Origin of the sequence: Rhizobium halophilum, from assembly GCF_021648825.1 — a bacterium.
GTDB lineage: Bacteria > Pseudomonadota > Alphaproteobacteria > Rhizobiales > Rhizobiaceae > Neorhizobium > Neorhizobium halophilum.
In genome coordinates this window covers 259,474-272,090 of sequence record NZ_JAKJHS010000005.1, presented here as the reverse complement: position 1 = coordinate 272,090, position 12,617 = coordinate 259,474, and the positions used below count along the sequence as shown (strand labels likewise).

Genomic DNA, 12,617 nt, shown 5'->3' with positions numbered 1-12,617 from the left:
CGCCTCCGGATAACAGGTCGAACTCTAGTCGACCCTCAGTCTCACAGTGTTTTGTGGTGTTACAGAACATTGCCGCAGGCGGGCCTTGATGAGCAAGCTGAATGACTTTTGGGAACGAAGCGCATAGAGCTGCGGCGATCAAAGCCGCTTTGTCTCCCCTTGGGAAGGCGCATGAGAATCCGCCGGGGGCTGACAACCGGTTGGGGTATTACACAGTAGGCAACTGTGCCGCGGAAACTGAGGAGCCCCACTTATGCTTCGAAATATGAGTGACACGCTGGCATTTCTTGAGGTCGTGCAGCGGGGAAGCTTTACTGCCGCGGCCGAGAGCCTGAGAACGTCCAAGGCACGGGTCAGCAAGAAGGTGCAGGATCTGGAGCAAAGGCTGGGGGTGAAGCTCCTCCACCGAACAACGCGAAACACTCGATTAACGGAAGCCGGTTCCATCTATTTTGAACGGTGCCGTGGTCTTGGCCAGCTTATTGACGACGATGAAAGCGCAGTCGAACAGGTGCATGGCAAGCCGTCTGGTTGGCTAAGAGTGACGGCGCCGCATTGGCTGGTTGGCAGAGCTATCGCGCCTCTCCTGGTCGGTTTCCGCGAAGCCTATCCGGAGGTCAAGCTTCAGTTGTTACTTGATCACGACGTCAAAGACATTGTCCATGAGGACATTGACGTGGCTTGTCGCCTTTGGAACGGCCCGATGCCTGATTCCAACCTCGCCGCTCGTCGGTTGGCGGAGATCCAAACAGGCCTTTACGCCTCCAGGACATATCTTGAACAATACGGCGTTTCAGAACATCCGTCCCAGTTGAGAGACCATGCCTGTCTCGTCACGCAATTGTTCTACGGTCGACCTAAGCACTCGTGGCCGCTCACCAGGCAGAGCGAGGTCATCAACTACCCGATCAATCCAGCAGTCGTCGCCACGGACCCGGAAGCACTGTTTGAGTTCCTAATCCGCGGGCAAGGCATCCAGCTCACCAATCCGCACCTCGTGCACACGGCTGTCGCCTCCGGCGAGGTCATACGAATACTGCCCGATTGGTCAGGGCCAAGTGCTACACTCTATGCCGTCAGAGCCGGCGGGCGCGTTCAACCTCGCAAGGTGAGAGCCTTTATAGACTACCTGACGGAACACCTCGACGAGGTGCTCCAGATGTCCTGAGGACGTTGCTCGCAGCATCCACATTGTAGCCCGATCGCTGACAGCGCGATCGTGTATGAGCGACTAATCACATCAACCCACTCCACTTACCCTTCATCCCGCAAGCGCTGCCGATCCGAACGGTCGTGGGCGGCGCAGATGGAACGAAGGGATCATCATGAACAACGTAACAAGACGGAATGTCCTCTTGAGCGCGTCCACACTGGCAACTGTCGCGGCCATCGCCGGAGCCCCCTCTCTCACTTTTGCGGCCGCTCCGAAGCAGTACTTTCAGTCCCCTGGTTTCTACCGGATGGCACTGGGCGATTTAGAGATTACGGCACTCCTGGATGGGACCTTGCCCCTTCCGCTTCCGGAGATGTACCGCGATGTCGCCGCCGAGGATGCCGCTCAACTTCTGCATGAAGCCTACCGCGATATTCCCACCGACACGTCGGTCAACGCATTCCTGGTCAACGATGGCGAGCGCCTCATCCTCATCGATACTGGAACCGGGCACTATCTCGGAAACGAGGTCGGGCATCTGATGTCGAACCTTGAAGCCTCGGGTTATACGGCATCTCAGATTGATGATGTCATTTTGACCCATGTTCATACAGATCACTCTGGCGGCCTCGCCCGAGACGGAAAGGCCTTGTTCGAAAATGCGACCATCCACGTTCCCCGTCGCGAGTTGGACTTCTGGGTGGAGACGCCGGCGGATGCGCGGCCTGAGGCCTTGAACGCGCAACTGTTCAAGGAAGCGGAGGAGTGCCTGCGGCCATACCTTCAGCGGGGTCGGGTGAAAACGTTCCAGGATAATGAAGAGGTGATCGCCGGCGTCCGTTCGATCTTGCGCCCTGGACACACTCCGGGCCACAGCTCCATTGTGGTTGAGAGTGGGGGCAGGAAGCTGGTGTTCTGGGGAGATATCACACACGGTGACATCGTGCAGTTCGAGCAGCCTGACGTGACCATCGAATTCGATGTCGATCGGGCAATGGCGGTACGGTCCCGCAAGCAAGCCTTTGTCGAAGCAGTCCGAGAAGGATATCTCGTGGCCGGTGCGCACATTGCATTTCCAGGAATTGGTAACGTCTTACAAGAAAAGGGGCATTTTATCTGGATGCCGATCAATTACTCTGACGGAGAAGGCGGGGTCATCAAGTGACTTTAGTTGACGTTGTAGCTTGCCCTTGAAGGGTAGGTCGCCCGATGAGTGGTGGGGGCTGCATATCAGGCCCCACATGGGGAAGCGTAAGTTCAATAGGGTCAGGGCCAACGACCCCTATATGGGCCGGGCAGTGGTTGCCCTACCAGAATCAAACCTATCGCTCTTTTGTTCCGCGTAGGCGAGCCGATGCCACACCGGGCGCGACGCGATAGCCCTGGTCAGGATGTTCAACACAGTGCTCGAGGAACATGGGGTCGAGCATTCCGGACAGATCGCGCAGTTTCACATCGGTCAGTTGCGGCAACACTCCAACCACATTCCGGCGGACTGGGGCCGAAGCAGCCGGATGAGGATCATGTCTGCCCCATAACTCCGCGCAGGGGGCGAAAAACTGCGCGAAGCGGCTGAAGCCTCCGGAATCAAGGCAAAGGTCGGCCTGACGGCCGGGACCATCCGCAAGCACTTTGGCAATCTGCAGCACTTCCTGAAGCATCTCGAAGTCTTCGCAATGACTTACACGCAATGCCCTTGGCTTTGGCGGAGGCTTGAGACCCTTCAGATATTTGCGCTCGGGGCCCTGTTTAGGTGCATCTGTAACTGTCACCGAAATGGCCTCAGGTCGAAGCGTTCCTCTAGCCTGACAGGCACTTGTACGACAATAACGCCAGCGCCTCTTGCCGAAGGGGAAGGCCTCTTCCTGATCTGGAACTGGGTGGACGTTTTGTGCTGGTAAGGCGGCGTGCGAGAAATGGGAAGCTTAAACAGCCTTGCATTGAAGGAGCGGCCGCGCTTCCTGCAGACCCCTTTAAAAAAACTCCGGGTGAGCCCGCTGGATCTCCTCCACTTTCGCTAGTGTGCCTGAGAGATGACGGCGTACGGCTTCGTGCGCGGAGGAAAGGTCCCGAGCCTGGAGATGACCAACGATCTCGCGGTGGGCAGCCAGAATGGTCGCGGCTTTGCCAGGGTCCATCAGGTTCAGCTTGCGCAGACGGTCGATGTGCCCCGAGCGTGACTGTATAAGAGCCCATAGGTCCGGGACGCCGGCAGCTTCGAACATCACACGATGGAACTGCCTGTCCAGAAGCGCGAACCGTTCGAGGTCCTTATCAACATTGAGTGCAGTATCCTGTAGCTGAACAAGACGCGCGACTTGATCCACCGCAGGGTGCCCCTGCTCCACAGTCAGAGCCCGGATGACTTCCAATTCGAGGGACATGCGCAGGAACTGCGTCTCACGTGCGTGCCGTAGATCAATCCGGGTAACCTCCGTCCGCGATTGCGGATAGACGATAACCAAGCCTTCCTTCTCCAACATCTGGAGAGCATCGCGCACAGGCGTCTGGCTTACACCGTAGGCCTCGGCCAGTTCATTGCGAGAGAGCTGAAGAGCCGGCGGAAGCTCGAGCGCAATGATACGCTCCCTCAGTTGCTCGTAGAGCTGATGGGAGGTCGACGTCCTGCGAATCCCGGAACTTGAGACTGAGGAGACGGCGCTCAAGGAGAGCTCGTGTGAGAGCAATGTCGTCATTTTGTATCCTTCATAGCACTGATATAGCGCATCAGTTGACACTACGAAACTAATATATTAGTGCATCTCTTGCGGGGGTGGAGGTCCTCGATGGTTTCAAAGGGAGGGATCCAATGCGCCTGAAAAACGCTCTTCTTGCTGGCATCGCCATGGCCGGCTTCTCATCCGCAGCTCACGCCGCAGATTATTCCATTCAGTCGTCATTCAATGCCGGCGACTTCTCCATGCAGTATCTGACGGAGAATTGGCTTCCGAAGATCTCGGAAATGACCGATGGCCGCGTTGAGATCACGTTGACGCCGAACGCCTCGGTGGTGCCAGCCAAGGACACGATCGAAGCCGTTTCGGCCGGCGTCCTTGACGGCGACTTCACCTCGGTGAACTACTTCTCAGGCATTGAGCCGGCCTTTGCCATCATGGCGGACCTGATCTCTGGTTACGATACGCCGGCGCAAATGCTCAACTTCTGCAAGAAGGATCGCGGCGAGGAAATCCAGCAGAAGATCCTCGATGACGTTACCGGCGGCGAAGTGAAGCTGATTGCCTGCGGACCCTACAGCCGTGAGTCGCTGCCGGCTCGCACGCCCATTCGAACCTTCGAGGACCTGAAGGGCAAGAAGATCCGTGCACCCGAAGGCCTTGCCTCAGCCGTATTCGCCGCGGCCGGCGCCAGCCCCGTCTCGATCCCGTTCTCCGAAGTCTACGGTGCCCTCGAAAAGGGCATCGTCGATGCCGCTGACGCTTCGGCCTACGTCAACAATGTCGCGACCGGCCTTCACGACGTTGCACCTTTCCCGCTTTATCCGGGCATCCACTCCATGCCGCTGATGCAGTTCACGATGAATACGGAGAAGTGGGAGGAACTTTCGCCCGAGGATCAGACGGCGCTGCGCGACTGGTGGTATGCGGCGATGGAGGACCTCACCAAGGTGGTTGACCAGCAGGACCAGGAGAAGACCAAGGCAGACGCTGCCGGCGGCAAAATCGAAGTCATCGACTGGGCTCAGGAAGATCGCGACCAATTGCGTGAAGTGGCGCGGGCCGAATGGCTGAAGTTTGCCGAAAAGAGCGAACTGGCTCAGGAGGCGCTCGATGCCAACCTCGCCTACATGAAAAAGATCGGCCTTCTCAAGAACTGATCCTTGTGCCCGGCCGGTCCCGGCCGGGCTTTTCACCTGTCGCGATCGAGGGGACCATGAGAGATCTTCTTGCGCGCTATGCCTCGTCCATGGACCGCGTCAGCGTCTTTGTCGGCCATAGCTGCTCCGTCTTGTTTTTTGCCTGCATCATCGCATCAGCACTCGAAGTGGTGATGCGCTACGGTTTCGACCGGCCCACGAGCTGGTCCACAGAGCTGTCGATGACGCTCTGTGCCACCGCCTGGGTTCTCGCTGTCGGTTATGTCACCGAACGCAATCGCCACATCTCCATTACGATGCTAGAGATCGTCGTCGGTCCTCGCATCTGGCGCTTTTTTCGTCTGCTTCAGTTGCTCGCGGCATTCTTGGCCGTTTCATTTCTCGCACGCGCTGTCTGGGGACCGGCCATGAAGGTTCTGTCGCGGCCGGAATTTTCTGGCACGGCGATGAACTCCCTGCAGCCAAGCTATCTCAAGGTTCTGCTTCTGGTGGGCTGCGTGCTCTACCTGCTGCAGCTCCTCGCCAACATCATCCGCTGGTTCCAGCGCACCGAAATGGAGAGCTTCGGTGGGCATTGAATATATCACCCTCCTGATCGTCGGGTCGCTGCTGGCGCTGATGGCGGTCGGCATTCCGCTCGGCGTCACCACACTGCTCGTATCGCTCGGAACCGCGCTTCTCTACTTCGGGGAACGCGCCGGCTTCTTCATCGTCTCCGCCAACGTCACCGAAGTCCTGCACAAGTACGAACTAATCTCGGTGCCGTTCTTCGTGTTCATGGCGAACATCCTCGAGCGCTCCGGGATTGCGCACTCGCTCTTTGAGTCCATGGCGATCATCGGCGGCCGGTTCCGCGGTTCCGTCGGCGTCCAGACCTGCATTGTCGCTGTCATTCTCGCCGCCATGTCCGGCATCATGGGAGGCGAGATCGTCATGCTGGGCCTCATCGCCCTGCCCCAGATGCTTCGGCTGGGCTACGACAAGAAGCTCGCCATCGGCATCATCTGCGCCGCCGGGGCATTGGCGACGCTCATTCCGCCTTCGGTCGTCCTGATCGTCTACGGATTGGCCGCTCAGGTCTCTATCACCGCCCTTTTCGCTGCCTCGCTTGGTCCGGGGCTGCTGCTTGCCTCGCTCTACATCATCTATATCCTCATCCGAGTGCGGCTTAACCCGTCGATGGCGCCGATCTACGATATCCCCGAGACAGGACTTCCGTTCGTCAAGCGCCTGCCGTTCCTGAAGGGCGTTATCCTTCCGGGGATGCTGATCGGCGCGGTGCTTGGCATCATCTATTCTGGGATCGCGACGGTCACCGAGGCTGCCGCCGTTGGCGCGGTGGGCGCCGTCGTCGTGGCTGCCGTACGCCAGGAACTGAACTGGGTGATGATGCGGGATGCGATGCGGCAGACAGTCCTCACGGTTGGATCAATCATCTGGCTTGTCCTCGGTGCTGTCGCCCTGATCGGCATTTATAACCGCATCGGCGGTGGCGAGTTCTTGCGTGGGATTCTCACCTCGCTCGATATCCCGCCGCTTGCGGTCATCATGGTGATGATGCTGATCGTCATGGTGCTCGGCACCTTTCTTGAATGGATCGCCATCCTGTTCATCACGGTGCCGATCTTCGCGCCGGTCGTGATCGACCTCGGATTTGATCCGATCTGGTTCGGCGTGCTCTTCGCGATGAATATCCAGATCTACTATCTCTCCCCGCCGTTCGGGCCTGCCTGCTTCTTCTTGAAGTCGGTCGCTCCGAAAGAAGTCAGTCTGCAGGACATCTTTGCCGCCGTCCTTCCGTTCATCGCCTTGCAGGTGGTTGGGCTAACGCTGGTGCTGTTTTTCCCGCAGATCGCCCTCTTCATCCCGAGCCTGTTGAACTGAGGAGCCGACGATGAGCGATCAAAACGAGACGAACCGCAACCTCATGAAGGGCGACGACGAGGACATCGCGCCTACGGAGTTCGCAGCCGACGAAACCGCAGAGGCCGACTTCGGCAATTGGCCCGAAATCATCGGCGCCTTCGCCACTCTCCTCCTCATCTGGTTCACCTTTGCATTTACGGGATAAGACCATGAGCCCCCGCAAGACCTATGAACAACTCCGCTCTGCCCGCTGGATGGTACCGGATGACCAGCGCTCCTTCGGCCACCGTTCGCGCACCATGCAGATGGGCTACGACCCGGCCGATTGGGAGGGGAGGCCGATCGTCGCGATCATCAACACCTGGTCGGACGCGCAGCCTTGCCACATGCACTTCAAGGACCGCGTGGAGTGGGTGAAGCGCGGCGTGCTCCAGGCAGGCGGCTTCCCGATGGAGCTCCCAGCGCTCTCGCTGTCGGAAAACTTCGTGAAGCCGACGACCATGCTCTACCGCAACATGTTGGCCATGGAGACCGAAGAGCTTTTGCGCTCCCATCCAGTGGACGGCGCCGTCCTCATGGGCGGATGCGACAAGACCACACCGGGCCTTGTCATGGGTGCGGTGAGCATGGGCTTGCCATTCATCTATCTTCCAGCGGGACCGATGCTGCGCGGTAACTGGGCAGGAAAGCATCTTGGCTCCGGTACCGACGGCTTCAAGTTTTGGGACGAGCGCCGTGCTGGCACGATCTCCAAGGAAGAGTGGCAGGGCATCGAAGGCGGGATCGCCCGATCCTACGGCCATTGCATGACGATGGGCACGGCCAGCACGATGACGGCAATTGCCGAAGCCATGGGCCTGACCCTGCCCGGTGCCTCCTCCATTCCCGCAGCCGACGCCGGGCACCAACGCATGTCGACCCAGTGCGGACGCCGGATTGTCGACATGATCTGGGAGGACCTGACGCCAAACCAAATCATCACGCCGGCTGCTGTGAGAAATGCGGTTACGGTGGCGATGGCGACCGGCTGTTCCACCAACGCGATCATCCATCTGATCGCCATGGCCCGTCGGGCCGGCGTGCCGCTGGAGCTCGACGATCTCGACCGTGTTGGTCGCACGACACCCGTCATCGCCAACATCCGCCCGTCAGGCACGACGTACCTCATGGAGGATTTCTACTACGCGGGCGGACTTCGAGCATTGATGAAGCAGCTCGGCGACAAGCTGGACGCCAGCGCGATCACCGTCACGGGCCAGCCGCTGACGGACGGGCTTGAGCTTGTGAAGGTGTGGAATGACGATGTGATCCGGCCGCTCTCAAACCCGGTCTACCACGAGGGTTCGCTTGCCGTCCTCAAGGGCAATCTCTGCCCCGATGGCGCTGTGATCAAGCCTGCTGCCTGCGATCCCAAGTTCCATCATCACCGTGGACCGGCGCTGGTGGCGGATAGCTATGCTGAACTGAAGACAATCATCGATGATCCAGACTACCCGATGACGCCCGACACGGTCCTGGTGCTGCGCAATGCCGGTCCGCAGGGCGGCCCCGGCATGCCGGAATGGGGGATGATCCCGATGCCAAAAGCACTTTTGAAGCTCGGTCTGCGAGACATGGTTCGCATATCCGATGCTCGGATGTCCGGCACGTCGTTTGGCGCATGCGTCCTGCATGCCGCCCCGGAAGCCTATGTCGGTGGCCCGCTGGCTCTCCTGAAGACAGGAGACATTGTTGAACTCGATATCCCGAACCGCAGCCTCAACATGCTGGTCGAAGAGACGGAGCTTGCTGAACGCCAAGCAGCGTGGGTTGCACCGGAACCTCGCTATGGTCGTGGCTATGGCTTGATGTTCTCGAAGCATATCGAGCAGGCCGACAAGGGCTGCGACTTCGATTTCCTGAAAACCGACTTCGGTCCGAAGGTCGAAGAACCTGTGATCAACTGACGTCCAAGACCCGGAGAACAAGATGCCCGACTATGTGCTTTCCGACGACACACGCAACAAGCTGATGAAGGTATCGACCGCATCTGTGGCGACCGCGCTTTACAGGCGAGGCCTTCGCAACCAGTTTATCCAGGGTGTCCGGCCGGTTTCCTGGAAGGGTAAGAACATGGTCGGACAGGCGTTCACGCTTCGCTATATTCCGGCGCGCGAGGATCGCAATCCGATCACGGTCTTCCGCAACGCCGACCACCCTCAGCGCGTCGCCGTCGACACCTGCCCAGCGGGCTGGGTTCTTGTGATGGACAGCCGAAAGGATCCACGCGCTGCGTCTGCCGGTTCGATCCTCGTTACCCGTCTCGCCGTTCGCGGCTGCGCCGGCGTCGTGTCGGATGGCGGCTTCCGCGATGCAGAAGGGATCGGCAAACTGGATATGCCGGCCTACCACCAGCGTCCATCGGCACCGACGAACCTCACCTTGCATGAGGCGCTCGACATCAACGTCCCCATCTCCTGCGGCGACGCCCCGGTTTTCCCCGGTGATGTGCTTTTAGGTGACGGCGACGGCGTCATGGTTATTCCCGCGCATCTGGCTGACGAAATTGCCGAGGAATGCGCCGGCATGGAGAGTTTCGAGGACTTCGTACTCGACCAGGTCAACAATGGTGCATCCATTATCGGGCTTTACCCTGCGACCAACGACCAGGTGCAGGCCGACTATGCTGAGTGGCGAAAGCGAGAAGGACGCTGACACTACCGGTGGGATTTGACCTGCCTCAGCGGTTCGAAAGCCCACTGAGGCATGTCTAATGGCGTTGAACGCGACGCGGACAGTCTGATCGAGCCCGCCGTTACTGCTCTAGCGTCACCGCAAAGCTAAGCCTTCAGATCAAATACGTGATGATGGATGACGCCGTCGAACATGGTGAGCAAGCCCTTTGTCATTTCGCGACTTTCGTAGCGGACCGGCGAGTCAAGCGCCTCCGTCAGCGCCTCCCGGCTGTCGTACATGGTGGACAGCACCATCGGATAAGCGGGAGCGCCCTCGTCCCGCTCTAGAGCATAGAGGACGCGGACTTCGCGAACGCCGGGGATGTCCAGCCACATCGGCATCAGCTTATCCGCCACATATGCCTTGAAGGCGGCTTCCTTGCCCTCGTGGATACGACCTTCGAAGACTGCCTGGCGAATGATCATAATACGTCCGATTCAGTTGACCGTGGTGGGCGGCTTTTCGCCGTTGAAGAATGCGTGGAGGTTGGCAAGGACAAGCTCACCCATCGCAATCCGCGTCTCGCGCGTCGCGCTCCCTTGATGCGGCATCAACACCGTGTTGGGTGAGGTAAGGAATTCCTTTCGGATGCGTGGCTCCCCGACGAAGACGTCCAGGCCCGCCCCAGCAATCGTGCCATCCTCGAGAGCTTGAAGCAGCGCATTCTCGTCCACGACGCTACCGCGCGCGACGTTGATGATGACACCTTCCCGCCCGAGAGCCTCCAGCACGTCCACATCGACAATGCCTTCGGTCGCCGCGTTGGCGGCCACGCAAACGGCAAGCACGTCACTGTTTGCGGCAAGTTCCTTGGGCGTAGAATATGAAATCCAGCCGGTATCGCTTTGAGGCGAGCGGTTCCAATACGCGATGGTCATGCCGAAGGCTTCTGCGCGGCGGCCGAGGGCGCGCCCGATCTGACCTAGCCCGAGGATGCCCATGCGTTTGCCCTTCGGGCTCGTTCCCAGCGGAAAGGTATCGCCTTTCGCCCAGCGTCCTTCACGAACGAAGCGATCGCCGCTTGCGATGTGACGGAGAACGGAGAGCATCAGCGCTATGCCGGTATCGGCGACGTCGTCGGTCAGCACGCCCGGCGTCGTGGTGACGTTGATGTCACGCCCTCGGGCGTTGACAAGGTCGACCTTGTCGGTCCCTACGCCATTGATGGCAATGAGGCCGAGCGCCGGCAGATAATCAATCTGATCGTTGGATAGTCCGGTGCCCCCGCCCGTCACCACGGCGCGTATGGCCGGCATGGCTTTCTCGATGGCCTCTTTCTCATTCGCAGCATACAGACGGTGAACAAGGTAAGCGTCATCGAGACGCGCCTCGATGACGTCGAGCATCGGCTCGACCAGCAGGATTTCAGGTTTCATCTTGGGTACTCCGTCCCTTAGCCCTAGGGCTCAGGAGATCTGGCCGAGGAAGTTGCGCGTCCGCTCATGCTGCGGATTGTTGAAGAAGTCTTCCGGCGCACCGACTTCAACAATCTCTCCACGGTCCATGAAGATCACGCGGTCGGCGACCTGGCGGGCAAAGCCCATTTCATGCGTGACGCACAGCATCGTCATCCCCTCATTGGCAAGATCGATCATCGTGTCGAGAACCTCCTTGACCATTTCCGGGTCGAGCGCAGAGGTCGGCTCGTCGAACAGCATGATCTTCGGGTTCATGCACAGCGCCCGAGCGATGGCCACGCGCTGCTGCTGGCCGCCGGAAAGCTGGGCGGGGTATTTTTCAGCCTGCTCCGGGATGCGCACCCGCTCCAGGAACTGCATGGCCGTTCCTTCAGCCTCCGCCTTGGAAATTCCACGGACTTTCATGGGCGCTAACGTGCAGTTCTCCAAAACGGTCATGTGGGGGAAAAGATTGAAGCTCTGGAAGACCATGCCGGTCTCCTGCCGCACGATGTCGACATTCTTGCCGCCCGCCGTCAGGTCGTGGTCGTCGACTACGATGCGCCCCTTCTGGATCATCTCCAATTGGTTGATGCAGCGGATCAGGGTCGATTTGCCGGAACCAGAGGGACCGCAGATGACAATGCGCTCTCCGCGATCCACCGAGAGGTTGATGTCCTTCAGTGCGTGGAACTCAGCGTACCACTTGTTGACGCCCTCCATCGTCACCGCTGGACCAGAAGCTCCCCGCACGTCTGCCTTCGATGTGTGAGCATGAGTATCAGCCATGCGAGGAACTCCTCTTCTTTCTCTTACTTGCCTTCGGCGACGAAGTTCGGCAGCGGCGTGCCGAGCCACTTTTCGTGGATCGCGCTGAGCTGGCCGTCCGCCTTGACCTTCTCGAGGAATGCATTGACGGCTTCCAACAGTTCATCGGACCCCTTGCGAACCGCAATGCCTTGGACCTGCTGGCTCAGTTCGAGCTTCTGGTTGAAGCGTCCGGGCGCGGCCTCTTCGATCTGGGCGGCCACGACGTTCGAGACACCGATCAGTTCCACCTGACCAGACAGCAGGGCCTGTACGGCGCTCGCATCATCATCGAAGCGCTGAATCGTTGCGTCCTGCGGAGCAATCTTCGTCACGGCAGTGTCTTGTGTGCTGGCGCGAGCAACACCAATGGTCTTGCCGGAAAGATCTTCCGGCTTGGTGACTTCCACGTCCTCGGCGCCAAACACACCAATCGAGATGCCCGCATACGGCTCGGAGAAGTCAACGCTCTTTGCACGCTCCTCAGTGATCCCCAAGGATGCGACAAGCAGGTCCACCTGATTGCTCTGGAGGTAGGGGATCCGGTTCGGGCCGGTCACCGGAACGATCTGCGCCTCGACGCCCCATTCCTTTGCAAGTAGCTTTGCCACATCTGCGTCATAGCCGTCAGGCTGATTGTTCTCGTTCATGATCCCAAATGGCGGGAAGTCCACCAGCATTCCGATCTTGACCGTGCCGGCAGACTTGATGTCTTCGACGGTCTGCGCCATCGCGGGGAACGAGGCCATCGCGGCCATCAGGCCTGCGCCGATCACGGCGACTGCTGCGCGTCTGGAGATGTTCATTTTCCTACCCTTTCTTGATCTGCCGGCCCTCCCGCCGA

General features: G+C 59.3%; 14 protein-coding genes. 8 read left to right on the top strand and 6 right to left on the bottom strand.

Translation table 11 applies throughout. The features are described 5' to 3' along the window. Positions 1-253 precede the first annotated feature (253 nt). Together LXM96_RS12575 and LXM96_RS12570 are read left to right on the top strand one after the other, a co-directional pair. Positions 254-1,168 carry a LysR family transcriptional regulator gene (locus LXM96_RS12575; protein WP_239998892.1) on the top strand — a complete coding sequence of 305 codons (915 nt, stop codon included), beginning with the start codon at positions 254-256 and terminating at the stop codon, positions 1,166-1,168. 157 nt (positions 1,169-1,325) lie between these two features. After that, a complete protein-coding gene (locus tag LXM96_RS12570) occupies positions 1,326-2,318 on the top strand; it encodes an MBL fold metallo-hydrolase (protein ID WP_239998891.1) in 993 nt (330 codons plus the stop codon). Between the two features lie 157 nt (positions 2,319-2,475). Here LXM96_RS12570 and LXM96_RS12565 read toward each other — a convergent pair whose 3' ends face one another. Together LXM96_RS12565 and LXM96_RS12560 are read right to left on the bottom strand one after the other, a co-directional pair. Beyond that, entirely contained in the window at positions 2,476-2,814 is a 339-nt protein-coding gene (locus tag LXM96_RS12565; RefSeq protein WP_239998890.1) for a hypothetical protein, read from the bottom strand. 312 nt (positions 2,815-3,126) lie between these two features. Next, positions 3,127-3,849: a GntR family transcriptional regulator gene (locus LXM96_RS12560; protein ID WP_239998889.1), complete on the bottom strand. Its 723-nt coding sequence runs from the start codon at positions 3,847-3,849 to the stop codon at positions 3,127-3,129. A 113-nt stretch (positions 3,850-3,962) separates the two neighbouring features. Between LXM96_RS12560 and dctP the strand changes: the two genes are divergently transcribed. From dctP to LXM96_RS12530, 6 genes are read left to right on the top strand one after another with little or no spacing between them, the layout of a single operon-like run. After that, on the top strand, positions 3,963-4,988 hold the full coding sequence (dctP, locus tag LXM96_RS12555) for a TRAP transporter substrate-binding protein DctP (protein WP_239998888.1): 1,026 nt from the start codon (positions 3,963-3,965) through the stop codon (positions 4,986-4,988). Positions 4,989-5,044: 56 nt separating this feature from the next. After that, a complete protein-coding gene (locus LXM96_RS12550; RefSeq protein ID WP_239998887.1) occupies positions 5,045-5,566 on the top strand; it encodes a TRAP transporter small permease subunit in 522 nt (173 codons plus the stop codon). After that, positions 5,556-6,872 carry a TRAP transporter large permease gene (locus tag LXM96_RS12545; protein ID WP_239998886.1) on the top strand — a complete coding sequence of 439 codons (1,317 nt, stop codon included), beginning with the start codon at positions 5,556-5,558 and terminating at the stop codon, positions 6,870-6,872. Before LXM96_RS12550 ends, LXM96_RS12545 begins: the two co-directional genes overlap by 11 nt. Before the next feature lie 10 nt (positions 6,873-6,882). Further along, positions 6,883-7,059 carry a hypothetical protein gene (locus tag LXM96_RS12540; RefSeq protein WP_239998885.1) on the top strand — a complete coding sequence of 59 codons (177 nt, stop codon included), beginning with the start codon at positions 6,883-6,885 and terminating at the stop codon, positions 7,057-7,059. Positions 7,060-7,063: 4 nt separating this feature from the next. Then, entirely contained in the window at positions 7,064-8,800 is a 1,737-nt protein-coding gene (araD, locus tag LXM96_RS12535; protein WP_239998884.1) for an L-arabinonate dehydratase, read from the top strand. 22 nt (positions 8,801-8,822) lie between these two features. Then, complete coding sequence (locus LXM96_RS12530) at positions 8,823-9,548, top strand: ribonuclease activity regulator RraA (RefSeq protein ID WP_239998883.1); 726 nt, start codon at positions 8,823-8,825, stop codon at positions 9,546-9,548. Between the two features lie 125 nt (positions 9,549-9,673). On the opposite strand, the gene LXM96_RS12525 is transcribed toward LXM96_RS12530, so the two are convergent. From LXM96_RS12525 to LXM96_RS12510, 4 genes are read right to left on the bottom strand one after another with little or no spacing between them, the layout of a single operon-like run. Beyond that, the gene (locus tag LXM96_RS12525; protein WP_239998882.1) at positions 9,674-9,994 is read right to left on the bottom strand and encodes an EthD domain-containing protein; all 321 of its coding nucleotides are present in this window, start codon (positions 9,992-9,994) and stop codon (positions 9,674-9,676) included. A 12-nt stretch (positions 9,995-10,006) separates the two neighbouring features. Continuing rightward, positions 10,007-10,915 (bottom strand): 2-hydroxyacid dehydrogenase, encoded by a 909-nt coding sequence (locus LXM96_RS12520; protein WP_239998920.1) that lies wholly within the window; start codon positions 10,913-10,915, stop codon positions 10,007-10,009. A 60-nt stretch (positions 10,916-10,975) separates the two neighbouring features. Beyond that, complete coding sequence (locus LXM96_RS12515; protein ID WP_317208245.1) at positions 10,976-11,755, bottom strand: amino acid ABC transporter ATP-binding protein; 780 nt, start codon at positions 11,753-11,755, stop codon at positions 10,976-10,978. A gap of 23 nt (positions 11,756-11,778) precedes the next feature. Next, positions 11,779-12,579: a transporter substrate-binding domain-containing protein gene (locus LXM96_RS12510; protein WP_239998881.1), complete on the bottom strand. Its 801-nt coding sequence runs from the start codon at positions 12,577-12,579 to the stop codon at positions 11,779-11,781. Between the last annotated feature and the right edge of the window lie 38 nt (positions 12,580-12,617).